The 24,256-nt window shown below is 37.8% G+C and carries 18 protein-coding genes; 7 read left to right on the top strand and 11 right to left on the bottom strand.

Annotation, left to right across the window (positions count from 1 at the left end):
- Positions 1-111: 111 nt before the first annotated feature.
- The 3 genes from ACOWPH_RS05790 to ACOWPH_RS05780 all read right to left on the bottom strand — a co-directional run bounded on the left by ACOWPH_RS05790 (position 112) and on the right by ACOWPH_RS05780 (position 3,235).
- Complete coding sequence (locus tag ACOWPH_RS05790; protein ID WP_015214476.1) at positions 112-1,047, bottom strand: hypothetical protein; 936 nt, start codon at positions 1,045-1,047, stop codon at positions 112-114.
- Positions 1,048-1,135: 88 nt separating this feature from the next.
- Complete coding sequence (locus tag ACOWPH_RS05785; protein WP_015214475.1) at positions 1,136-1,642, bottom strand: pentapeptide repeat-containing protein; 507 nt, start codon at positions 1,640-1,642, stop codon at positions 1,136-1,138.
- Positions 1,643-1,729: 87 nt separating this feature from the next.
- Complete coding sequence (locus ACOWPH_RS05780; protein ID WP_015214474.1) at positions 1,730-3,235, bottom strand: LCP family protein; 1,506 nt, start codon at positions 3,233-3,235, stop codon at positions 1,730-1,732.
- Between the two features lie 115 nt (positions 3,236-3,350).
- On the opposite strand from ACOWPH_RS05780, the gene ACOWPH_RS05775 reads away from it, so the two are divergent.
- From ACOWPH_RS05775 to ACOWPH_RS05755, 5 genes are all read left to right on the top strand, one after another.
- Complete coding sequence (locus tag ACOWPH_RS05775) at positions 3,351-4,415, top strand: mannose-1-phosphate guanylyltransferase (protein WP_015214473.1); 1,065 nt, start codon at positions 3,351-3,353, stop codon at positions 4,413-4,415.
- A 433-nt stretch (positions 4,416-4,848) separates the two neighbouring features.
- A complete protein-coding gene (locus ACOWPH_RS05770; protein ID WP_015214472.1) occupies positions 4,849-6,495 on the top strand; it encodes an ABC1 kinase family protein in 1,647 nt (548 codons plus the stop codon).
- A gap of 198 nt (positions 6,496-6,693) precedes the next feature.
- Complete coding sequence (locus ACOWPH_RS05765) at positions 6,694-8,340, top strand: AAA-like domain-containing protein (RefSeq protein ID WP_015214471.1); 1,647 nt, start codon at positions 6,694-6,696, stop codon at positions 8,338-8,340.
- Between the two features lie 203 nt (positions 8,341-8,543).
- On the top strand, positions 8,544-9,524 hold the full coding sequence (locus ACOWPH_RS05760; protein WP_015214470.1) for an ABC transporter ATP-binding protein: 981 nt from the start codon (positions 8,544-8,546) through the stop codon (positions 9,522-9,524).
- Between the two features lie 46 nt (positions 9,525-9,570).
- A complete protein-coding gene (locus ACOWPH_RS05755; protein WP_015214469.1) occupies positions 9,571-10,359 on the top strand; it encodes an ABC transporter permease in 789 nt (262 codons plus the stop codon).
- Positions 10,360-10,386: 27 nt separating this feature from the next.
- Here ACOWPH_RS05755 and ACOWPH_RS05750 read toward each other — a convergent pair whose 3' ends face one another.
- The 4 genes from ACOWPH_RS05750 to ACOWPH_RS05735 form a co-directional block, all read right to left on the bottom strand.
- A complete protein-coding gene (locus tag ACOWPH_RS05750) occupies positions 10,387-10,647 on the bottom strand; it encodes a hypothetical protein (RefSeq protein WP_042464913.1) in 261 nt (86 codons plus the stop codon).
- Between the two features lie 217 nt (positions 10,648-10,864).
- Positions 10,865-11,719 carry a hypothetical protein gene (locus ACOWPH_RS05745; RefSeq protein ID WP_015214468.1) on the bottom strand — a complete coding sequence of 285 codons (855 nt, stop codon included), beginning with the start codon at positions 11,717-11,719 and terminating at the stop codon, positions 10,865-10,867.
- Between the two features lie 105 nt (positions 11,720-11,824).
- Positions 11,825-13,528 (bottom strand): serine/threonine-protein kinase, encoded by a 1,704-nt coding sequence (locus ACOWPH_RS05740; protein WP_015214467.1) that lies wholly within the window; start codon positions 13,526-13,528, stop codon positions 11,825-11,827.
- Positions 13,529-13,588: 60 nt separating this feature from the next.
- Positions 13,589-14,428: an alpha/beta fold hydrolase gene (locus tag ACOWPH_RS05735; RefSeq protein ID WP_015214466.1), complete on the bottom strand. Its 840-nt coding sequence runs from the start codon at positions 14,426-14,428 to the stop codon at positions 13,589-13,591.
- A 152-nt stretch (positions 14,429-14,580) separates the two neighbouring features.
- Between ACOWPH_RS05735 and ACOWPH_RS05730 the strand changes: the two genes are divergently transcribed.
- Positions 14,581-16,113, top strand: a complete 1,533-nt coding sequence (locus ACOWPH_RS05730; protein ID WP_015214465.1) for a SagB/ThcOx family dehydrogenase — start codon at positions 14,581-14,583, stop codon at positions 16,111-16,113.
- A 70-nt stretch (positions 16,114-16,183) separates the two neighbouring features.
- On the opposite strand, the gene ACOWPH_RS05725 is transcribed toward ACOWPH_RS05730, so the two are convergent.
- The 4 genes from ACOWPH_RS05725 to ACOWPH_RS05710 form a co-directional block, all read right to left on the bottom strand.
- The gene (locus ACOWPH_RS05725) at positions 16,184-16,948 is read right to left on the bottom strand and encodes a Uma2 family endonuclease (protein WP_015214464.1); all 765 of its coding nucleotides are present in this window, start codon (positions 16,946-16,948) and stop codon (positions 16,184-16,186) included.
- 181 nt (positions 16,949-17,129) lie between these two features.
- The gene (locus tag ACOWPH_RS05720) at positions 17,130-18,722 is read right to left on the bottom strand and encodes an alkaline phosphatase D family protein (RefSeq protein WP_015214463.1); all 1,593 of its coding nucleotides are present in this window, start codon (positions 18,720-18,722) and stop codon (positions 17,130-17,132) included.
- A gap of 149 nt (positions 18,723-18,871) precedes the next feature.
- The gene (gene pcrA / locus ACOWPH_RS05715; protein ID WP_015214462.1) at positions 18,872-21,202 is read right to left on the bottom strand and encodes a DNA helicase PcrA; all 2,331 of its coding nucleotides are present in this window, start codon (positions 21,200-21,202) and stop codon (positions 18,872-18,874) included.
- Between the two features lie 128 nt (positions 21,203-21,330).
- Positions 21,331-23,055, bottom strand: a complete 1,725-nt coding sequence (locus ACOWPH_RS05710) for a sensor histidine kinase (protein ID WP_015214461.1) — start codon at positions 23,053-23,055, stop codon at positions 21,331-21,333.
- 688 nt (positions 23,056-23,743) lie between these two features.
- On the opposite strand from ACOWPH_RS05710, the gene ACOWPH_RS05705 reads away from it, so the two are divergent.
- On the top strand, positions 23,744-24,184 hold the full coding sequence (locus ACOWPH_RS05705) for a CAAD domain-containing protein (protein WP_015214460.1): 441 nt from the start codon (positions 23,744-23,746) through the stop codon (positions 24,182-24,184).
- Positions 24,185-24,256: the final 72 nt, after the last annotated feature.

The raw sequence follows: 24,256 nt of genomic DNA, 5'->3' as shown, positions 1-24,256 counted from the left end.
AATCCTAACATCTGTCAGGTAAATTTTGATAAGTTAAGTTAGTAATTTAGCATCTGATGAGCAATGCTGACTACTGCGGCTGTCCTATTTTGGTTATAGGGAAAACAGCTACTATTTTTGACTTAGAAAAGTTTTGACAATATTAACTATTTGTTGTTTCTCTTCAAACCCAGAACTATAGACATGACTTAAAGGTACAATTTCTCCTGACTCTAAAATTAAAATCACTCGATAAGTAAATCCACCTTCATCAGAATCACGACTTTCAACTTTAATATTAACAATTTCATTTAATGAGTACTGAGAAAACCCCTTGCCAAATATTCCAAACCATCGGTAGCGGCTCAGAATTAGGCTATTTGCTTCTTTATTGAAATTGCAGCTAATAAATAAACCTGCTCCTATTATTATTAGAGGCAATAAACTAAAAAATATTGTTATTGCAACTAAAATTGATCTATCATCTTCCTGAACTAGTAATTTTTTTTCTAATGGCTGCGCCAAAAAATTATTAATTTGTGATATTATTGACTCTAACTCTTCATGAATAAATCTACTAGCTCTGTATGCTTGTCTAAAAGGAAAACTTTCTGTATTGGTGATTAACTGAATTCGATATTTATAGTAAATTTTTTTTCCATCGCTATCAGTCTCACTTTGTTTTTCCAAACTAGCTCCAATTAATTCAGAAATATGTTTCTGGCTTTTTTCATGACTAAACCAATCTAATTCTACCAATTTACATATCACTAGTGATGTCTTCTGCTCAGTGCTTTTAGCAATAATTGAACTATCTATATTTTGTGGAACACGGTTACAATTAAGCTGTGTGATAGGTGTAGCTATCAAGGTAGAATATAAGCAAATTATTGCTATTTGTCCAATAAACAAACCAATAAACCGAAGTAACTTGGGTTGAATAGTAAAGTCCAATTTAGCTTGTGTTTGCTCATCAACTTTTATCGTCTTACCCTTTATAAAATACCAAAATAACCACAAATTGGTAATCAATAATACAGCTTGTAAGAGAGGATCTTTACTATCCATAATTATATTTTCAATGTTGCACCGCCAGCTACTTATTCACAAATTGACGCTTAACACTACTTTGAGTAAATTATAGTGTTAGTATCCACTACCGACACCCCAAACTATCTCGTGTCGAAATACCAGTTACAGAGTTAACACCATTTGCCCGTTCACATAATAGGGATACTTGATAACGGTCAATCAAAGCATCTGTAAAATCAGCACCAGTAATATCAGCATCATAAAAACGACTACGGGTTAAGGTCGCTTCTGTGAAAATGGCATTTTTTAGATTAGCACTATCTAAGGTCACTCTATCAACCAAAGCACCTGTTAAATTTGCATCTTCCAAATTTGCTTTTAACAAAACACCTTTAGTTAAAATTGCGTTGCTTAAATTTGCCCCTTGAAAATTTGCCCCTCGCATTTCGGCTGCTACAAAAGTCCCACCTACTAAATCAGTGTGAGAAAAGTCACTATTTTCTAAAGAGGCATTGTTATAGTTAATTGTGTTGACTTGAGCAAAAGCTGGTTTAGGATTGATAATTACCCAGAAGAAAGCCAACATCAAAATCAATAGTAAAGTTAAAAATCTCAACAAAATCTTTTTCATATACTTAATTGATTGTCACTCTTGATTAATCAATGGTCAATAGTCAGTTGTTTTTTTCACTAATGACCAATGACCAATGACTAATTACTATTTCCAATCTTTCCCAATCCGAATGGTGAGGTCAGATTCTAAATCTCCATTTGCAGAAACCTCGATTTGACCCAAGCCTAAAACTTCTTGTAGGTCAACTCCTGGTTGTGGATTTCCTTTCTGGACAATTATCTGTGTTTGGCGTTGGGTATCAGGCCAATCAGGAACTGCGTAAATATTTGTAAAACCTTTTGATTTGAGATAGGTAATAACTTTTTCAGTTAATTGAGGTTGATTGGAAGCATTTTGAATAGCAATTTTGAGGCGAGAAACTGGGCGATCATCAGATTTTAGACCAGGTACATTCACCCCAACATAATCATTCATTAAGCTTTGTTGCCCAGTCATATTCAACCAATAACTATTGGGGTCTTTGCTGAATTTGCTGAACGTACCAGGCAACATGGCCATTTGAAAATTATCCCGTTCTACATTCACGGAAAAATTCGCCAATGCCATCATTTCTTCCATTTTTAAGTTGGTGTCGAAATACTTTCGCATTATGCGAGTTAGTTGGGGCAACCTGGGTAAAACTGTGGGACTATTGAGGCGTTGTAGCAAAGCTGTGATCAGTGCTTGTTGCCGCTGTACTCTTGGTATATCCCCGACATTTGAGTCACGGAAACGAGCAAACTGTTCTGCTTGTTCACCATTGAGACTTTGCCAACCACTAGCTAAATTCACTGATAGACCACCAGATTTATCTTGATAATTCATCGCTTGGGGTACAAATACATCTACCCCACCCAGCTGTTCAACTAATTGCCGCAAGCCACTGGTAGAAATGCGAATATAGCGATCTATGGGGGCATTGCTTAAAGTCCGACTTACCACCCTTGCGGCTAGTACTGGCCCACCTTTGGCATTAGCTTCAGATACTTTAGTTAATCCCTGTTCGGGGATTGAGATCATCGTCCCTCTCGGAATCGAAAGTATACGAATAGATTTATCGCTGGGATTGAGTCGAATCAGCAACATGGTATCGCTGCTACCAGCAAAACTTTCTGGTGAACCATCAACAGTACCCTTAACTGGTTCAATTCCCATCACTAAAATATTCATGGGTTTTGATAGCTGGTACTGGGAAAGTTTTCTCCATAAATCCCCAGGTACTTTTACCTGATCTTTATTGGTAGTAGATCCAAAATCATCATCTTTGGCTTGATCTAAATTACTCCACAGAGGAGTCCACAGTGCCAATGTTGATACTAGTAATCCAGATAAGATGATGCCAACAACAAAAGTTAGTATCCACAATAGCCAGCGTGGCATTGTCAACCCTAAGCGATCATAGAGTTCATGAGGGATAGCGCCCACTGAATCGACGACGTTAAGGGGATTAACTGGCTGTTTTGCTCTGACTTCTTGCCCGGTGCTGCCGGGTATTGGGTCAGGTCTCTGAGGTTCAGTTCTTTGAAATTGTTGCGGTCTTACCTCTTGACCTGAAGCTGGTACTTGCTGAGGTATGACTTGATTATCTGACCATTGAACTTGTTTAATCACAATTCTCTCCCCACTCAACCACTCCCTAAAGGTATGTTAATGCAAGTTGCAAATCTTGCCAGAGTAGAAGCTCACTGTACACTTGTATTGTTCTGCAATAGGTGTATATGACCCTATGAATAATTCACTGATTCCTGTAATTCTTGCTGGCGGTAAAGGTGAGCGTTTTTGGCCTCTCAGTCGCCAAGACAGACCCAAGCAATTTTTAAGTCTCGATGGTAGTTCTAGAAGCCTACTGCAAGCAACTGCTGATAGATTGCTAACTCTCGCAGGTGGTTGGAATAACCTGTGGGTGATAACTTCTAGTCAAATAGCTGAAGGAGTACGACAACAATTACCCGATCTGCCTAAGCAAAATTTGCTGATCGAATTAGAAGGAAGAGACACCGCCGCCGCAGTTGCTTGGACAAGTTTGGAAATTAAAAAGCGTTACGGTGAAGACGCTGTAATTGGCTTTTTCCCGGCAGACCACTGGATTGCTGATCAAGAGGCGTTTGCACACACCTTAAATGCTGCAATCCAACTGGCGACTAGCACAGCAGCGATTGTCACTTTGGGGATCAAGCCTACTTTCCCGTCAACTGGTTACGGCTACATTGAACAAGGTGAAAAGATTGGTAGCTTTAATGATTTGCCAGCTTATCACGTCAACCGCTTTACTGAAAAGCCCAACCGGGAAACGGCGGAGACTTTTTTATCTACGGGACAGTTTAGCTGGAATAGCGGTATGTTCGTGTTTCGGGCTGGTGTGGTTCTAGAAGAACTGCGTATCCATGCTCCAGAAATTCTCGAACCTTTAGAACAAAAAGGGCCTGATATTTATCCCCAGTTGCCTAAAAAAAGTATAGATTATGCGCTGATGGAAAAAACAAGTCTAGCATATGTTTTACCGGTGGACTTTGGTTGGGATGATTTAGGGGACTGGAATGCGATCGCTCGCTTACATCAAAAAGCAGATAATCCTAATGTGGAATTGGCTACCCATGTTGGGCTAGATACCCAAGGTTCTGTTGTTTATGCCTCCAATCCAGATGATGTAGTTGTTACTATTGGTTTAGAGGATGTGGTGATTGTGCGCGATCGCAATGTTACCCTGATAGTTAAGAAGGAACGCACTCAAGATATCAAGCAGATTCTCAAAACCCTACAAAGCGATCCCCGATTTACTGACCTACTATGATGTAAAAGTTACAACCCTTGGTAGAGGCTCAAAAGTTTTATTTTCAATTATAACTAAACTGTCCATTGTATTCTGTGGCATTTAAGTTAATCAACCATTTTGAGCCTTTATCCAAGGGTATCATCATGAAATTTTTGTTTTATTTAACAAAAAAATATATATAGCAGGAGTTCGGAGTCAGGAGTCAGGAGTCAGGAGTCAGGAGTTCAGGAGTCAGGAGTCAGGAGTCAGGAGTCAGGAGTCAGGAGTCAGGAGTCAGGAGTCAGGAGTTCAGGAGTTAGGAGTTCAGAAGGCAGGAGTCGGGAGTTCAGAAGAAGAAAGAAAGAAAGAAAGAATTAATCACCCATTACCCATTACCCATTACCCATTACCCATTACCAATTACCAATTACCCATTACCAATTACCAATTACCAATTACCAATCACTAAAAAATGTTTTTAACCCAAACAGTACCCCGACAACGAGAAATTATTGAAGTAGTCCTTCGCAACGGCTGGGACTATATGCGAAGCTTGCTGACTGGTGGCAAAACGGATGAGCCCCAACTACCTACACCTGCGGTATTAAAAAATATTTTGGTGGATTTGGGGCCAGTTTATGTCAAACTCGGTCAGCTGCTTTCCACCCGTCCAGATTTACTCAGCGCTGGCTACATCGAAGAACTGTCAACGCTACAAGATGAAGTACCACCAGTTCCTTGGTCTGAAGTAGAAATAGTAATCCGCAAACAACTCAAACGTCCACTAGAAGAAACTTTCCGCATAATTAATCATTTTCCTGTAGCTGCGGGATCAATTGCCCAAACCCATCGCGCTACTTTAGCAGATGGTAAAGAAGTAGCTCTAAAGGTGCAAAGACCTGGGATCGATATCACCATTGCCCAAGATATTGCCTTAATTCAAGGTATCGCGGATTTGGTAGCTCGGACTGATTTTGGGCAAAATTACGATATCAAATCTATTGCGGAAGAATTTACTAAAGCTCTAGAAGCTGAGTTAGATTTTAAACGAGAAGCAGGTTTTACAGATCAACTGCGGCGTAATTTATCTGCAAGTCGTTGGTATGATCCCACACAAATAGTAGTAGCGGAAATTAACTGGCATTTAACTACAGAAAAGTTACTGGTGATGGAATGGCTAGATGGAGTTCCCATACTATCAGCAGATTTAAGTATCAATCACAATGAGCAAGACTTAATTCCTGCACGGAAAGCGATCACTACTTTACTGTTTCGGGTATTTTTTCAACAAATATATATTGATGGTTTCTTTCATGCTGATCCCCATCCAGGCAATTTGTTTTATCTCATAGATGGGCGTGTTGCGCTTTTAGATTGTGGCATGGTGGGCAGACTTGATCCCCGCACTCAGCAGATTTTAACAGAAATGTTGTTAGCAATTGTGGACTTAGATGCTCAGAGATGCGCTCAGTTAACTTTGCAACTATCAGATTCTGCCCAACCGGTAATTTTAGCAAAGTTAGAAAATGACTATGACCGGATGTTGCGGAAGTATTACAATGCCAGCTTGACTGATATAAATTTCAGTCGGGTGATTTATGAAATTTTGCAAATTGCCCGCAATAATAAAATTCGCTTACCCAGCAATATGGGTTTGTATGCCAAAACCTTAGCTAATTTAGAAGGGGTAGCGCGTACCTTCAACCCAGAGGTAAATTTATTTGATGAAATCAAGCCATTAATCACAGACTTGTTTAGTCGTCAGTTATTAGGAGAGAGTCCAGTGCGATCGCTTTTACGCACCGCTTTAGACATCAAAAGTCTCTCTCTGCAATCTCCCAGACAAATTGAACTCTTATTAGATCGTGTCACATCAGAAACCCTACAGTGGAACTTATCACTACAAGGGCTAGACGGTGTACGGCGGACAATGGACGACGCAGCTAACCGTCTTTCTTTTAGCATTTTAGTCGGTTCTCTCATCATGGGTGCAGCCATGATTTCTAGCCGAGCCACAACATCTCAGTTATCTTACGTCAGTAGCATCCTATTTGCTGCCGCCAGTCTATTAGGACTGTGGTTAATTATCAGTATTTTACGCTCAGGCCGTTTAAGGTAACTTAATTAACTTCACTACAGTGAGCAGTACAGATGGCAAATGTTAACTTTTATATATAATTTCCACAAGGGACTTATGTAAGCTCAGATTACTTACATAATTATACTTAAAGCATTATTTCGAGTTAATATACATAACATTACATTAGTTTAAGTTGAAAAATAAAAATTCATGTTAAATCAAAAAGGTATGTTCTAGATGGAGGAAAATATCCTTTTACCTGGTGATCCTCTGCCATTCAATTCCCGATTTTATATTGAACGTCCGCCAATTGAAAGAGATGCTTATACAGAATTGACCAAACCAGGAGCATTACTACGCATTAGAGCATCTTACAATATGGGTAAAAGCTCCTTGATGTTGCGGTTAATTCACCAAGCCATGAATCAAGGATACATAATAGCGAGCATAGATTTTCAACAGGCAGATAGCCAAATTTTTACTAGTCTTAACAAATTTTTACGCTGGTTTTGTATGAATATTGCTCGTCAGTTGTCCCTAACACCAAATCTAAATGATTATTGGGATGAGGACATCGGCAGTAAAGTTAGTGCTTCAATTTATTTTGAGGGCTATTTATTAAAACAAATTCAAAGTCCATTAGTTTTAGTTCTGAATGAAGTCAATTATATTTTTGAACATCTGCACATTGCCAAGGATTTTTTGCCTTTGTTAAGAAGTTGGCATGAAAAAGCTAAACAAACCAAAATTTGGCAAAAATTGCGTCTAGTAGTAATTCACGCTACAGAAGTTTATATTCCATTAAATGTAAATCAATCTCCATTTAATGTGGGGTTATGCTTAAAAATACCAGAATTTAATGCAGAGCAAGTAACAGAATTCGCTAGACGACATGACCTGAATTGGTTTGATACTAGTGCTGTAAAACAATTAATGGATCTTATTGGTGGACATCCTTATTTAATTCATCTAGCTTTCTATCATATCCAGCAACAAAAAATTTCTTTTCCCGAACTACTAGCAACGGCTATCAGCCACAACGGAATTTATAGTCATCATTTAAGGTATTTATTGACTATATTACAAAGTAATGAAGAACTATCCGTAGCTTTTTATAAAATCATAAATTCTCAAAAACCTACCCGTATATCTGCAAATTTAATTTATAAATTAGATAGTTTAGGACTTATTAAACAATTAGGAAGTGATAATTTTCAACCTGCTTGTGAAATGTATCGTTTATTTTTTCAAAAAGAAACATTAATAGCAGAAAATAATACCTCTATTCGTTTAGAAAAACTAGAAGAAGAAAATGAAAAATTAAAATTTTTATTGAATATTGATAAACTGACTCAAATTGCTAACCGGAGATATTTTGATAATCGCTTCCAATTAGAATGGGAAAGGATGAAACGTACCCAAGAACCCATAGCTTTAATATTAGCAGATATAGATAAATTTAAACTTTTTAATGATACCTATGGACATCAAGCTGGAGATGATTGTTTAAGTCAAGTTGCTCAAGCAATTAATTCAGTAATCAAACGAGCAGATGATTTAGTTGCTCGTTATGGTGGTGAAGAATTTGTCGTAATCTTACCACAGACTGACTCTAAAGGAGCGATAATAATTGCAGAAGAAATTAGAAAAAAAGTAAAATTATGGGAAATTAAAATTCCTAACTTCACTCAATATAGTCAAGAAACAAATGTAACTAAAGTAACAATTAGTTTAGGAGTTGCCTGTATTATCCCACAAGCCTCTCTGGGTTTAAAGGAATTATTTGAAGCAGCTGATCAAGCACTATATCAAGCCAAGCAAGTGGGGCGCGATCGCACCATTTTGAGTTCACAATTTTGTTATTGCAACTTAAGTTATAAATGATACTTCTATATTACTTTCTCTTACTAATGGCGATACCCCAGCCTCCTTCATAAGTCATTAATTAAATTATGCTTATTAGGTGAGGAATTATTTACAGTATAATCAGAAATTAGTAAAAAAGGATTCCCTTAGAGTGAAGCTTACTGAACACCATCTGTGCAATCCTTAGCAGAAGGCACAAAAGTAAAAGGAAATAATTTTTTATGTCAATCATCATAGCAGAAAATCTAAGTAAATACTACCCAGTAGCTATTAAAGAGCCTGGTATTCGCGGAACCCTTACCCATTTTTTTCGGCGGACTTATCGTTCAATCAAAGCCGTTCAAGATGTTTCTTTTGAAATCGCTTCCGGTGAAGTGGTTGGTTTTTTAGGCCCCAACGGTGCGGGCAAAACTACCACTTTGAAAATGCTCACCGGCTTAATTCATCCTTCTAGCGGTACAGTCAGAGTTGCCGGACATATTCCTTTTCGTCGTCAAGAAGCATTTTTGCAAAAAATCACCCTAGTAATGGGGCAGAAACAACAATTAATTTGGGACTTACCAGCATTAGATTCCTTAAGAATTAACGCCGCAGTTTATAACATTTCTGACAGAGAATTTCAGCATCGAGTTGGTGAATTAACAGAAATGCTTTCTTTAGAAGGTAAACTGAACCAACCAGTCCGCAAGCTATCACTCGGTGAACGCATGAAAGCCGAACTGTTAGCCGCACTTTTACACCGTCCCCAAGTTTTATTTTTAGATGAACCAACTTTAGGACTAGATGTAAATGCTCAAGTGAGTGTACGTGACTTTTTAAGAGATTACAATCAGCTTTATCAAGCAACAGTATTATTGACAAGTCATTACATGGCAGATATCACAGCTTTATGCAAACGTGTACTATTAATTCACCAAGGAAAACTGATGTATGACGGTAGCTTAGATGGGTTATTAGAAAACTTTGCACCTTACCGAGAAATTTATGTTGAATTAGCCCACCCTCTACCAGCTGAAAAACTTATGTCTTATGGAGATATCCAACTTTTAGAAGGAAGAGCCGTGCGTTTTATCGTCCAGAGAGCCGCACTTACCAGCACCGTATCACAAATTTTAGCTGATTTGGAAGTTATTGATTTAACAGTAACAGAACCACCTGTAGAAGAAGTAATTGGAAGAGTTTTTCAGAATGGTTTTGTCTAGTTTTGAGTAAAAAATGTAGTAGAGGCATAGCTGTAAATAACAAATTATGAAACATCCTCTTAAAAAAGCCCTAACTTTGCTTTCAGTCTACTATGCCTATATGCTTGAGTATCGGTCAGAATTAGTATTATGGATTTTATCTGGTTCTTTACCAATTATTCTCATGGGTGTATGGATAAAAGCGGCTCAAGGAGGGCAGTTTAGTCTCACCTCTATAGATTTTGCCCGTTACTTTTTTGCTGTTTTTTTAGTCAGACAAATGACAGTTGTTTGGGTAATTTTTGACTTTGAAAGAGAGGTAATAGAAGGTAAACTTTCTCCACGATTATTACAACCTATAGATCCAGGATTTCATCATCTTGCTAACCATGTTTCTGAAAGATTTGCTAGAATGCCTTTTGTATTTCTATTAATAGGATTCTTTTTTTTATTATATCCTCAAGCTTTTTGGTTGCCGAGTTTACCTAATTTATTCCTGTTTAGTTTAGCTTCGCTACTAGCTTTTGCCCTACGATTTTTAATTCAGTATACTTTTGCTATGTTCTCTTTTTGGACAGAAAGAGCTACAGCTTTAGAAAGTTTCTGGTTTTTATTTTTTCTGTTTTTATCAGGTATGATTGCACCTTTAGAAGTTTTTCCTGAAGCTGTGCGAAACGTAGTCATGTTTACACCTTTTCCCTATTTGATTCATTTTCCTGCAAGTATTCTCGTAGGTTTACCTGTTGACTTAACAAGAGGATTTTTGTCAATTTTGGGTTGGTTGCTAGTATTTATGGGTGCAAATCGCTTGTTATGGCGTGCAGGATTAAAGAGGTATTCAGGAATGGGAGCGTGAATAATTCCTAAGTTATGAATTGTCAGGTTAAATCATTTCATTTGGTATCTGAATACTTTGAAGAATTTCGTGTAACTCATCTAAAGTATTTACCTCCAGAACACCTTTCTGAATATTTCTTAATAGGTCTAAATCAGAAATTTGTGATATTTCTGGCATTAGTTCTAAACCTTCAGCACCGAATTTAACATCTAAAGCTAACTCAATACCTGACAGCCTCTCTTTTAGCCGTCCTTCTTCTCTACCTTTATGCAGAATTTCTTGATAGAAGAAAGATTTTTCTAACATCGTTATCCTCCACCTCAATAATTTATCTAAATCTAACTTGAGTAAGTTCAAATTTCATCCATAAATTACCGAATTTAATCGAAAGTATTTATAGTTAGGATACCCCTTTTAAGGCTCTACATTTTGATAAAAATAAAATTTCTTGATTCCCGAAAAAGTTGGGAATCTCACCATTTCCATTTTCACAAATCAAATAGGATACATAAATTGCAGAAGTTTAATTTCTCTGTATAAATTCCCGCAATTCATCGAGAGTATTTATAGTCATAATGCCCCTTTGAATAGTTTTTAATTGTTCTAAAGCGGCAATTTGGCAGATTATAGGCATTAGTTGTAAACCTTCAGTACCAAATTTTACTTCTAAACTTAGTTCAATTGCTGACACTATACCCCGTTTTTCACCTCTTTGTTCACCTTCTTTCAAAATCTGCTGATACCAAGGAGACTCGCGTAATACTGTCATATCCCACCTCATAATTTGCTGTACTAAGTCACTATCTAATACGAAGGTAGCAAAAAAAGCCATGACTGTTTCTAATTGGCTTAATTGCTCATCTGCACGCAGCATTTTTAATGCTTGTCTAACCGTCGATTCTTCTGCACCACCTTTGAGAATTGGTACAAAGGGAAGCAATGAAGGAATGGGTTGACTCAAAGCGATTTCCACATCAACTTCCCAAAGATTGATTACCCGGTAGTCTTGACGCGCTTGCAAACCAGCAAATTCTGATTCGTAGCGGGTAGGAATTTCTGTTTCGCTTTCTTTGAGAATGTTGATTAATACTGGGTAGGTGGGAAGATTATATTTTTCCTCCGCTAGTGCCGCATAAGCCCGCACCCGCTTGGGCATTTCTGGCTTATATCGTAATTGTAACTCGTTAAGTACGAGAAATTCACCGTATTGGGGACTGGTGGCTTTAACTAAGACATCGCTTTCCCGGCTTATCCATTGGAATTCTGAATTGAGAATTTCTCCTGTGGTAATATCGACGATTTGTGTCACCCATTTTACCCAGTTTTCGGGTGCGAGGCTGATTAGTTTTTTGGTGCTAATGTCTGCTTTTTTGACCATAAGGAGGATAAGATTTATTTCACGCAGAGGAGGATACTTGTGTGGGCGGGTTTCCCGACTTGTGCAAAGTGTCCGTCACGCAGAGAACGCGGAGGAGGAGAGATGTTACAAGTTACTGGGTATGGTTTGAAATTTCTCAACTGAACCTAATGAGTAATCTTCTAATTTAAAATCAGCAAATGGTTTTTTATCTAATCTGTTTCTTAAGGCTTCATCTAAAATTACTCCTTCGGCTTGTTTTTTAACGCCAATAATGATTATGCTACGTTGATAAGCTGTTGAATCTTGATTTGCTTGACAATCTTTTCTTTGAAATTGTCCCAGGTTTAATAAGCGATAACCTTTAACGCTAGGTGTGTTACTAAATAGCTTTTTCCCTAACAGTTGGATTTGTTTAGCACGTTCTAATGCCCGACTTTGTTCTACTGTGACATCACCCTCACAGGAAGCTGTACCTACGGAAATAATTTCGCTAGGGTTTTCCATTATTTTTTGTATACCTTCTTGTTCTAAATTCATTTTTAGAAGTTCAAGGCTAATAACTTGATCATTATATTTAATTTGGAAATTGCTGCCTAATAACCATTTATATTCAACAGATAGGACTGCAATATTAAATTCAGCTATTCTGCCTTGACTATCTTTTCCTTCTTCGTAGGGAAAATAATCTACTTTGCCTTTTTTCTCTGGGGCTTGTCCATAATTAGCTGTTATAACCAATTTGGATGAACGTGTTGCTAAAGCTACTATGCCAAGTAAGCCTAATGATAATAGCATAGCTAATAATAGTGCTAATAAAGGCAATTTTTCTGGCTGATTTGGTTGGGAAATTATATTTTGATGAGGAGTATTTTTGGGTATTTGGGCGGTTTTTAGACCACCTACGACATTAACGGTTGCAAGATTACTTCCTGTGATTTGATTTTCATGTTCTACTAAACGCTGTAAAATTTCTTGAGCATTTCTAGGACGTTTATCTAATTCTGGGGATATTAACCAATCAATAAAATTTAATAATAGAGGTGAAACGTGAGTGGCATGATTTCGCCATTGCAATGTATTTAGGTGAGGATCATAAAAGTTTAAAGGATGAGATCCAGTCAGTAAAAATACAAATGTGCGTCCTAATGCAAAAAAATCTGATTGCGGTATGGCTTGACCATTCATTTGTTCTGGAGGGCTATAACCAGATGATGTAATTGCTGTGATTCCTCCACCATTAGTCAAATAGGTTTTGGTAAGTTCTCTGGCTGTACCAAAGTCAATTAATACTAATTGTCCATCAGGACGAATCATGATATTAGCTGGTTTAATATCTCGATGAAGATATTGTTTGTCATGAACTAATGATAAGATTTCGGCTAATTGTTTTAACCAAGCTATTGCTTGTGCTTCAGAAATAGGGCGGTTTTGTTGTTGCTTGAGCCATTGTTCTAAGTTGAGACTATCAATTTTTTCCATAACCATGCAATGCAAAGTTAAACCAACTCTGGTCTGATATTGAAAGTAACCTTCGGCTTGGGGAATACCAGGATGATTTAACTGTGCTAAAACATTTACTTCTTGTTGAAATAGTGATATTGCTTTGGTATCCTTGGCTAATTCTTCTTTGAGGATTTTGAGGATTTTTGGGATGTTTTTTTCATAAGCTTCATAGACTTTGCTAAACCCAGTTTTGTCACTTATTAAGCGCATAACTCGATAACTTCCTAATAGTTCTAATTGGGAACCACAGGTTTGACAAAAGCGGTTTTCGTCGTTGTCGGGGTGGTTGGGTTGAGGACAAACTGGGTTGATACAAAGGCTCATAATTTGGGGAGGTTTAAAATGCAGAGGGACGCTGAGGTTAACGCTGAGTAACGCGGAGTTTTAGTTTTGTTGGGCTAAGAATGTGGCTACTGTTTGGTTAAATTCTTCTGGTTGGGTTAAAAATGGCCAATGATTGCCAGGAACTTTTTTTAGGGTGAGATTTTTGAGGTTGTCTTTATAGGGTTTAATTTGCCAATTTTGGCGGTTTACACCTTTTTCTGGTTGTATAAAGAGGGCAGGAGTATCTACTGGGTTGATAAAACCTGGTATTTCCATGACTGCTGCAAAAATTCCGTCACGGGCAGCGATTGTAAATTTGCTACCCCAAGTTCCATCAGGTTTTTGTTCTATTCCAGCTTGGAAGATTTGCTGTTGTATGGAAGTCCAGTTTTGATATTGGCTGAGTTGTTTGATTTTTTGTTCGGCTTCTTCATAACTGGCGAAGGGTCCCATGCTTTTTAGGAAAGGTAAAACGCTGTACAAGAGAGGAAAAGTTAATTTGAGGAAACTGGGCATTTTCCAAATGAAAATTGGATCTATGAGGGTGATACTCCGTAGGCGTTCTGGGTTTTGTCTAGCCCAAATAGCGGCTAATTTACCTGTCCAGGAGTGACTGACGATATGGGCAGCAGACCATCCCAGTTTATCCATTAATGTTTCCAAATCAGCGATCGCACTCTCAAAACTATAATCCTTCTCTGGCTTGCTACTCTCACCATGACCACGCATATCCGGTGCAACTATATGGTAATCATCTGCTAAATAATCTCCTAAGCTAGACCACACCAAGGCATTATCCGCCATACCATGTAATAACAGTAATGGTTTTTCACCTTGGTTCCATTCCAGGTAAGACAGTTGAATATCGCTCTTTGACAAAGTTTGACGTACAGGTATCATTTGATAATTCGTAATTGGTCATTGGGTTATTAACCTCCCGATCTTTCCAGTCCTTCAATCTTCAAAAGATTGTACTCATTAACACGAAATAATGAGGCTGATGAATGTCAAGATCAAGAAACAGAACTCCCCTCTAGGGTATTAAAATTAATATGCCAGAAATACACCAATCAATTGCCCAGCACTACCATGAGCGAACTAAATACGACCCGGAAACGCTTGCTTCTAAAGGTCAGACTTTAGACTGGTCTAAGCAGCCAGTACCGTTTAAAGAATACAAAATTGGCTCAGATTTTGACCTTAAACCCTATTTGCAAGAAGAACCAGAGACTTTTGCCCATAACCCAGATGCTAAATGGTGGCGGCGACTTTCGCAACTGCTATTTCACAGCTACGGACTAACGGCAAAAATGCCTTCTATGGGTAGTGCGGTATATTTACGCTCTGCTCCCAGTGCTGGGGGTTTATATCCAGCAGAAGTATATTTGGTGTCTCGTGGTACACCGTTGCTACCACCTGGACTGTACAACTATCAATGCCGGACTCATTCTTTGATGCAATATTGGGAAAATGATGTTTGGCAATCATTACAAACAGCTTGTTTATGGCATCCCACTCTAGAACATACTCAACTAGCTATTATCACGACTGCGGTTTTTTATCGTTCAGCTTGGCGTTATGAAGATAGGGCTTACCGTCGGATTTTCCTGGATACAGGACATCTTTTAAGCAATATTGAATTGGCTTGTGGAATTAGTGATTATCGTCCTCATTTAATCGGCGGTTTTATAGATGAAGCTGTTAATGATCTCCTTTATATTGATCCTCAACAAGAAGGTGCAACTGCTGTCATTGCCTTGGCAGATTTGTTAGATGTCCAACAAAATTTACCTTTGGGAAAAACGGCTTTACCTTCAAGTACCGAAATCAATTATCCTGTAATTCCTGATGGTGAACTATTGAAATATTTTCATCTCAGTACCCAAATTCAATCTAATACAACTGGCAAGATGAATTTACCAACGGTACAATCAGAAAGGTCATTAGAGGATAAATATAATTTTCCTTTTTGTGAAAAAGTTTCTACTGTCACCACACCAATTAACTGGGGAGAAAATCTGTCAGAATTAGAAAATACTATCTATAAGCGACGTTCTACTCGTGCTTATAGTGGAGATAATTTAAATTTTGATGAACTCAAAGCTTTACTCGATTTTACCTACCAGGCGCAAAATTATCTTGACCAAGGTTTAGATACTGCTCCCGATTACTTTGATTTAAATTTAATTGAAACATTTATTGCAGTTTCAGGAGTAACAGGATTAGATTCTGGCTGTTATTATTATGCACCCAAAGCGCAGGAATTAAGGCAAATTCGCTTTAAAAATTTTCGGCGTGAGTTACATTTTCTGTGTTTAGGACAGGAATTAGGACGGGATGCGGCAGCGGTGTTATTTCATACTGCTGATTTGAAATCAGCGATCGCTCAATATGGCGACCGCGTTTACCGTTATTTACATATGGATGCCGGGCATTTGGGACAAAAGCTCAATTTAGCAGCAATTCGCCTTAATCTAGGTGTCAGCGGTATTGGTGGCTTTTTTGATGAACAAGTTAATGATGTTCTAGGTATTCCTAGTGATGAAGCTGTTCTATATATCACAACCCTGGGAAAAACAAGATAAAAAAATCTCTCCAGGTGCAGATATTTTCTGTGCTTGGAGTGGTGAGTAGTAAGATAGATATTAGACTTGATCAGGCTTCTGGTTCAATACCGAGCGATCGCAATTGGGCAATTAAGCGATCGTTCTTCTGACGTTCCTGTTCAGCCCTTTGGTGTTCCTGTTCAGCTCTTTGGTATTCCTGTTCAGCCCGTTCTTCTCCACTCAACAACAAATTACCTTCTAAATCCCACCAACGCAACCAAGGTAATTCTACATTCTGATACTCACCTTGCCAAATTCCTAACTCAACTCCCAATGCTGTAACAGGATAATGTCCCCGTTCATTTGCTGGTAATAATTGATATTGCCCTTCAATTAAATGATAAAATTCCACACTGGCTTTATTCACTTCATAAATACCGTAGAAAGCTGGATGAATCACCTGTTCATATATCCAAAATTTTCCTTTCCAAGGAGTTTTATCTCGTTCTTGTGAACCGTCTCCAGAAACAAATTCTAAAACAATTAATGGAGAGATATACTCTTGCCAAAGCACATAAGACCGTCTCATTTGCCCATTTAGACTTGGTGGGACGTTGGCAACGTAAAACCAGTCGGGAGCTTCTGCACCGCGCTCTGGAGGGTCGGTAGCACGCCAGTAAATACCACTATCTTGACCTATACAATATTGTCCGTCAGGATGAAGTTTCTGCAATACAGGTTTAATGGAATCAGTTAGTAGAATGCTTTGCGGATGTTCCTGAAAATTTTTTACAAAAGTTCCGTCCGATTCTGGAAGCTGAGTATGGTCTGGAAGAGTGATTCCAGAAGTGGTAAAGTCTTTAGTGGAGGTCATAATACCCTCGCGCTTGTGGTTTTTTTAAGTATAGCAATAGAAGATACAGCAGAATTCAGGAGTCAGGATTAAAACTGGCTTGGTGTCTAGCTTTGAATTTAGATTCTGTCCCTCATTGATCTGCAATCTGCTGTAAGCTTGTATCCAGAAAATAAATTACCTTAACATCTCGGACGCTTTGCTAAACCTCTGGAGGCAAATCTAAACTATAAATTTTTTGACCTTCCAAATTATGCAAACTAACAGTTAAAACTTCAGTTTTGCCATCAATTTTTACAGCTCCAAAAAATTGCAAACCTGAACTTGGTGCTTGATTAAGCTTAATATCTGGAGATGCAGTTTGAAATTTCACTTCTGGTCCAAATGTATTATCTAATTCAGCCGGGCCAAAATTTCCAGCATTGAGAGGTCCAGCGACAAACTCCCAAAAAGGTTTAAAGTCGGTAAATTGAGCTTTATTAGGATCATAATAGTGGGCTGCGGCATAATGTACATCAGCAGTTAACCAAATAATATTTTGGATATTGCTGTTTTTTATGAAACTTAATAAATCAGCTAATTCTAACTCTCTTCCTAATGCTTTTCCATCTCCATTTGCAGCATTTTCAAAGTCAGTTTTACCATCACGAACTATTAACCCAATAGGCATATCACTGGCAATTACTTTCCAAGTTGCTTTTGAGTTCTTTAACTGATTCTTTAACCAGCGTATTTGATTACTACCCAAAAATGCTGTTTCTGTACTTGCTACTGTTTGGTTATTAGGAGAATTTTTACCTCTATAACTACGTTTATCTAGCATAAAAACATCTAGTGATTGTCCATAATTAAAAGAGCGATAAATGCGTTTTGGATCTTGAGGATTAAACCGGATAGGAGTATATTCTAAAAATGCTTGTTTTGCCCTTGAGGCTAATAAAGAAATATCCTTAACTTTGTATCTCCCATCATCTAATATTTGCCCTGGATACCAGTTATTTCTCACTTCATGATCGTCCCATTGTACAAGTTGCGAAACTTGAGCGTTAAAACGACGCACATTTTCATCTAACAAGTTATAAATATAGTTGCCGCGAAATTCCTTTAAGGTTTCGGCAACTTTTGATTTTTCTTCAGTAGTGATATTTTTCCAAATGCTGCCGTCGTCTAAGCTTACTTCCGATTTAATCGGATTATCAGCGTAAATATAATCACCTGAATGGATAAAAAAATCAGGGTTGAGTTTCCGAATAGATTCGTAAATTTTCATCCCACCCCACTCGGAATTAATTCCCCAGCCTTGACCTGCGGTGTCTCCAGACCAAGCAAAAAATATATCTTTTCCTCTTCCTTGGGGAGCAGTTTTCAAATGTCCAATTACTGGAGCGCTGTAAATGTTAGTATCTTTTAAATCTTGAAAAGTGACGCGGTAAAATATATCTTGTCCTGGTGGTAGATTCCCCAAATAAGTCCGGGTGGTAAAGTCAGTATTAGCCGCAGCTACTTGTCCCCATATCCGACGACTATTGCGGAAGTTCTCATCGGCAGCATACTCTATAATCATTCGTGCAGTGCAATCGCACCGACTCCAAATGACAGCACTATTGCCGTTAATATCCCCACTAGCAACACCATAGGGTATAGACGGGCGATTTTTATCTAATGTGATGAATGCAGGTGTCTGTGCTAAACCTGATTTTGACCCCAGGTTTGTCGCTACAATGCTACTGCTGGTCATTGCAGCTTGTAATAAAAATTGCCGACGTTTCAGTTTTTGCGAAATATTTAAGTTCATGGATTTACTAGTGATACCAAATTGATATGAAGTTGCATAGAGTTAAGATATCAAGAATAATTGACCGCACATAAACGCACATAATTCAATTGATGTGATTATTTTGTGCAGCCTCCTATAAAATTGGTATTATTTATCTATACATATTTCTACTCCACTCTTTGCAATTTTGCGACTCTGGGGTCAATAATTTTCTGTCCTAAACTAGCGAATTTAATCGCTACAGTCACTTTATTTCCTTCCCCAAAAATGTGGGTTATTTCCCCAATTCCAAAAGATTTGTGTAGTACTTTTTCTCCTACCTGCCAGCTTTCGATGGTTTCTTGTTGACCAGTTTTTGCAGGTGTGGTTTTAGTAAAAGAGCGACTAACTTTATTTCTGGTAGTTAATAATTCTGTGGGTAATTCGTCTAGAAATTGCGATCGCATTGCGGGTTCTCTAGAACCATACAAACGGCGTTCTCTCGCATGGGATAAAAACAAACGTTCTTGAGCGCGAGTAATACCCACATAACACAGACGGCGTTCTTCTTCCAAGGCTGAGGGGTCATTTAAGGAACGGTAACCAGGAAAAAGCCCCTGTTCTAACCCTACTAAAAATACTACCGGAAATTCTAACCCTTTAGAAGCGTGTAATGTCATTAAAGAAACTGCTGTTTGTCCTTCTTTTAAGTTATCTAAATCTGAACTAAGTGCAGCACTTTGTAAAAATGCTTGTAAGGAAATATCTTCACCTTCGTTTTCTTCTTGAAATTGTAAAATGGCATTATACAATTCATTAACGTTGCTGATTCTGTTATCCGCTTCATCTGTACCTTGATTTTGCAAATCTTCAATATAACCAGAGTCTTCTAAAATTCCTTGCAAAATTTCTGAACCAGGCACTTTTGTAATTTGTTCTTGACCTTTTTTAATCATCGCTGCAAAGCTATTCACAGCTTTTGCAGAACGTCCAGCTAAGGTGTGAACTGATGTTTCATCACTTAATATTTCCCACAAAGTTGTACTTAATTGCTGGGAAGCATTCACTAAAGCGTCAATAGTAGCTTTGCCAATTCCCCGACGAGGTGTGTTAATAACTCTTAATAAACTAACTGTATCGGCTGGATTATTAATTGCTCTTAAATAAGCTACAGAATCTTTAATTTCTTTACGGTCATAAAATTTCATTCCTCCTACAACTGTATAAGGAATTTGATATTTAACTAATAATTCTTCAAAAGGTCGAGATTGAGCATTAGTCCGATAAAGAATGGCAAAATTACCCCAGTTTAATTCCGGGTTTTGATGTTCTAAAGTGCGAATTTGATTAATAACAAAAGCTGCTTCATCCATTTCGTCATCAGCTTTATGACAATAAATTTCTTCACCTGGATCTCGTGTAGCTTTGAGAATTTTATCAATGCGTTGGGTGTTATTTTCAATTAATTCATTAGCAGCTTGGAGAATATTTTCACAAGAGCGATAGTTTTCTTCTAACTTCACCATTGAGCGAGTATCATCATCGGGTAAACCATCACCAAAGTTTTCCTGAAATTCTAACAAAATGGTGAAATCTGCCATTCTAAAGCTGTAAATTGACTGGTCAGCATCACCGACTACAAAGACTGAGCGATTTTCCCAGTTCCATTCATGTTTGCGTTCTTCACCGTTTGTCACCAAAAGCTGAATTAAATCATACTGGGTGCGGTTTGTATCTTGATATTCATCAACGAGAACATGACAAAATTTGCGATGCCAATAAGCTAATACTTGCTCATTTTGCTGAAATAATCTAGTGGGAACGAGGATTAAGTCATCAAAATCAAGGGCGTTATTTTGTGATAATTTATCTTGATAACGATTGTAAACGTCCGCTATTACCCGGCCGCGATAATTAGGTTGTTCACGCTCAAATTCTTGAGGTGAAAAGCCTTGGTTTTTGGCGTTGCTAATGGCGTAACGAACTGATTTAGGTTCAAATTTTTTATTATCTAGATTTAAATCTTTAGTAACTATTTCTTTGATTAAACTCTGGACATCAGATTCATCAAAAATAGAAAAGTTTTTATTCCAAGTTCGTCTTTTTTCATCTTGATATTTTTCAATATCAAAGCGCAGAATCCGAGAAAATAAACTGTGGAAAGTGCCACACCACATATCTTTGATGATGGTGCGGTAAACTTTTGATTTTAATTGGGTTTGTTCATATTCTGGTAATAAATCCAATTTTTTACCATGCTGAGTAATTGCCAGATTTTCAGCAAATAGTCTTTGAATTCTATCCTTCATCTCCCGTGCAGCTTTATTAGTGAATGTCACTGCGAGGATATTTTCAGGATTGACACGATGTTTAAGAATCAAGTTTGCAATCCGGTAGGTAAGCGCACGGGTTTTACCGGAACCAGCACCAGCAACGACTAGCAACGGGCCGCAGTAATGTTCTACGGCTTGACGTTGGCTAGGGTTAAGGTGGCTAAGGAAATCAATGTTTGTCGTCATGGATATGGGAGGAAGATGCGTTAACATCTATAAATTGTAGCTATTGGTTCAGAGTACAATAGGTAGGTTGGCGTTAAAAATTGTCGTTGGGATAAGACAGCCCTATGGCTAAGGCGACGCTAAGAGTTTCAATGTTGCACGGTTAATGGTAAACTTACCTTAAAAGTAGAGCCAACGCCAAGCTGACTACTGACCATAATCTCTCCTCCCATCATCTGGCAAAAATGACGGCTAATGGCTAATCCCAAGCCTGTACCACCATATTTCTTGGTAGTTGAAGCATCACCTTGTGTAAAGGGTTTAAATAACTGCTGCTGCTGACTGGGTGACATTCCAATACCTGTATCAATCACAGTAAAAGTAATCACACCTAAAGGAGCTTCTTTTAATAGGTTTGTGTTCTCATTCTTGATAACCAGCGTTACTTTGCCGTTTGTGGTAAATTTGGCTGCATTGCTGAGTATATTTAATAATACTTGTCGCATTCTAGTTTGGTCTGCATACATTGTTCCCAATGGAACATCACAATCTAAAACTAATATATTGCCATTTTTTTCAATTGCTGGTTTAACAGTGAGAACTACATTATTAATCAAATTTATAATTTCAAATGTCTCTGGGTAGAGAGTCATTTTTCCAGCTTCGATTTTTGACAAGTCGAGGATGTCGTTAATCAGTTCTAGCAAATGTCTACCGGCAGAATTGATAGTTTCTAAATCAGCGATAAAATCTGGGGTGACACCGACATCTATCGCATCATCTTGTAATAGTTGACTTAAACCAATTACTGCATTTAACGGTGTGCGTAACTCGTGGCTAACGTTTGCCAAAAATTGGCTTTTAGCTTTACTGGCTGCTTCCGCTAATTCTTTAGCTTGTTGTAGCTGTTTCGTTCGCTCAGATACTCGCTCAATTAAGCGATTTAAAGATTTAGCAAGTAAGCCGATTTCATCATCGGTGGTGACAGGAGCGCGTAAATCAAAATTAGATTTTCTGGCTACCTGTTCAGCTACTTGAGTTACAGTAATGACTGGTTCTGCGATCGCTCGACTAGTCCGCCATGCCATAATAGCAGCGATCGCTACAGATAAGAGCATACTGGCCATAACAATAAATCTCTCAACAAATCTAGCTTGCTCTACATCTCCCCGTCTCTCCCGCTCTTGTGATTGAGCAGTTTGTAAAATCTTCGTCAATTGATCTGATAAACTATTCAAATCATCGACTGTTTGACTATCCATAACAGCCAGCAGCCTCTCTCGCGCTATGTCCAATTGTTGTGGCTGTGCGCTTTGAAGATCAAGTTGCAGTAAAATATCCTCTATTTGCCGAATATAGTCTTCTAAATAATTTGAATAATTGAATAATAAAGTCTGTAAAGTAGTTCTATTTGCCGCTAATATCTGAGGATTACTATCTATATATAGAGAGATGTTTTTCTCTATCTTCTGTGCTTGAGCAACAGACTCAATAAATTCACCTTTTTTATTGTTGAGCTTTCGTGCATCTCCCAATACAGCCACTAAGTTAGAACTATGTAATTGTGCTTCAATTACTGCATCTTTATAATTGTTTAATAACTGTTCTTGTTGATAAGCCTGGTTAAATTGCCTAACCTCTCTTCCCCGGTAATAGTTAGCCAGCACCAGTCCAGTTAGGGAACCAAAAAAGCCAATTGCAATAGCCAAAAAGTAACCATAACCGATTTTCTGATGGATACGCCAAGAACTAGCCTTAAGCTTACCACGGGAGGGAAATTCTATAGTTGGGAGTTCTTCTATTTTTGGCTCTTCAGTTGACACTTTTTTGATTTGTAAATTTTTGCCAACAAGGGTTGGGTTTTCATCTGGCATCCCTACAATTTTTTTACCCTCTCACCAATATTACCAACCCAGTCTAGCTTTTATAATCAGTGGGAATATGATTAACATTAACATTATCCTCTGTAATAATAGGAATAAATCATTTTTTACAAAATACATAGCTTAGAGTTATAGTAAGACTGATAATTCATGCTTATCCTCTTATCGGGATAAATGCATATCATAAAATGCCTTTAATGTCTAGTCTATCTGAACAGACCAAATAATTGTTACATATTAATATCAATCTGAATAAGTTAATTGACGAACGCGGCTGAAGATAGCTTTAATATTCAGATAAAATCAGCGTTTAAACTTGTATGCTTCAGAGGTAGACTAATTTTTGCATGATTTGTACTTCAATGAGTACGATGATGAGTAACTGACATGGCCTGGGATCATCACAACCTGAGAATTACAGTTAATTTACAAGACAGAACTCAGAAAGTTGATTTTAATATATCCTGTCACCTTTTGACTTCTATCTCCCCACTGATTTTCTACCTTGTAGTTGATGCAGTATCTGTAACAGGAAAATTATGGTTATTGAGGACACTAAAAATCTTTTGTAATCTCAATCCCATCTTGCTGATCCAGGAGTCCTTTGTCTACTCAACATCCTTGTGGTTGAAATTGTGCGGATTAAGAAAACTTGACTATCAAAACTATAGGAGTGAAAATGCAAGAACCAGAATATACAACAGAAACCAAGTTAAAAGAGACAACAATTCCAGATATTAACAACCAAACAGGAAGCATTACCAAACTCCAGCCTCCTGTACAGTCTCAAGAACAATGGATGAAATATGGGCAACAAATTTCTGGCTTTCTAGGTACATTGCCTGACTATCTAGGTAACTTCTTTAATCAATACAAGCAGCCTATAGTTAGCTTGGGATTAGTGATTACAACAATTGTTGCCGTTAAGGTATTATTGGCTGTACTAGATTCTCTCAATGATATTCCTTTGGTAGCACCTACCTTTGAGTTAATTGGGATCGGTTATTCTGCCTGGTTTGTTTATCGTTATTTACTCAAAGCTTCAACTCGGCAAGAGTTAACTGGTGAAATTACCACCCTCAAGTCGCAAGTTATTGGCAAAGACACTTCAGAATCTTAAGTATTAAGGAGTTCAGGAGTAGGGGCGTATTGCAATATGCCCCTACTTACGCCACGCTATCAGGAGAAAGAA

The organism is Anabaena sp. PCC 7938 (genome assembly GCF_049315035.1).
In the GTDB taxonomy this organism is placed as follows: Bacteria; Cyanobacteriota; Cyanobacteriia; order Cyanobacteriales; family Nostocaceae; genus Anabaena; species Anabaena cylindrica.
Note: the sequence above shows the minus strand (reverse complement) of the source record. Positions and strands in the feature narration are given on the sequence as shown.

Excerpts from the sequence above, each read along its gene's own strand:
- ACOWPH_RS05790 (WP_015214476.1), bottom strand. The coding sequence starts at position 1,047 with ATGGATAGTAAAGATCCTCTCTTACAAGCTGTATTATTGATTACCAAT.
- ACOWPH_RS05785 (WP_015214475.1), bottom strand. The coding sequence starts at position 1,642 with ATGAAAAAGATTTTGTTGAGATTTTTAACTTTACTATTGATTTTGATG.
- ACOWPH_RS05775 (WP_015214473.1), top strand. The coding sequence starts at position 3,351 with ATGAATAATTCACTGATTCCTGTAATTCTTGCTGGCGGTAAAGGTGAG.
- ACOWPH_RS05770 (WP_015214472.1), top strand. The coding sequence starts at position 4,849 with ATGTTTTTAACCCAAACAGTACCCCGACAACGAGAAATTATTGAAGTA.
- ACOWPH_RS05765 (WP_015214471.1), top strand. The coding sequence starts at position 6,694 with ATGGAGGAAAATATCCTTTTACCTGGTGATCCTCTGCCATTCAATTCC.
- ACOWPH_RS05760 (WP_015214470.1), top strand. The coding sequence starts at position 8,544 with ATGTCAATCATCATAGCAGAAAATCTAAGTAAATACTACCCAGTAGCT.
- ACOWPH_RS05755 (WP_015214469.1), top strand. The coding sequence starts at position 9,571 with ATGAAACATCCTCTTAAAAAAGCCCTAACTTTGCTTTCAGTCTACTAT.
- ACOWPH_RS05750 (WP_042464913.1), bottom strand. The coding sequence starts at position 10,647 with ATGTTAGAAAAATCTTTCTTCTATCAAGAAATTCTGCATAAAGGTAGA.
- ACOWPH_RS05745 (WP_015214468.1), bottom strand. The coding sequence starts at position 11,719 with ATGGTCAAAAAAGCAGACATTAGCACCAAAAAACTAATCAGCCTCGCA.
- ACOWPH_RS05740 (WP_015214467.1), bottom strand. The coding sequence starts at position 13,528 with ATGAGCCTTTGTATCAACCCAGTTTGTCCTCAACCCAACCACCCCGAC.
- ACOWPH_RS05735 (WP_015214466.1), bottom strand. The coding sequence starts at position 14,428 with ATGATACCTGTACGTCAAACTTTGTCAAAGAGCGATATTCAACTGTCT.
- ACOWPH_RS05730 (WP_015214465.1), top strand. The coding sequence starts at position 14,581 with ATGCCAGAAATACACCAATCAATTGCCCAGCACTACCATGAGCGAACT.
- ACOWPH_RS05725 (WP_015214464.1), bottom strand. The coding sequence starts at position 16,948 with ATGACCTCCACTAAAGACTTTACCACTTCTGGAATCACTCTTCCAGAC.
- ACOWPH_RS05720 (WP_015214463.1), bottom strand. The coding sequence starts at position 18,722 with ATGAACTTAAATATTTCGCAAAAACTGAAACGTCGGCAATTTTTATTA.
- pcrA (WP_015214462.1), bottom strand. The coding sequence starts at position 21,202 with ATGACGACAAACATTGATTTCCTTAGCCACCTTAACCCTAGCCAACGT.
- ACOWPH_RS05710 (WP_015214461.1), bottom strand. The coding sequence starts at position 23,055 with ATGCCAGATGAAAACCCAACCCTTGTTGGCAAAAATTTACAAATCAAA.
- ACOWPH_RS05705 (WP_015214460.1), top strand. The coding sequence starts at position 23,744 with ATGCAAGAACCAGAATATACAACAGAAACCAAGTTAAAAGAGACAACA.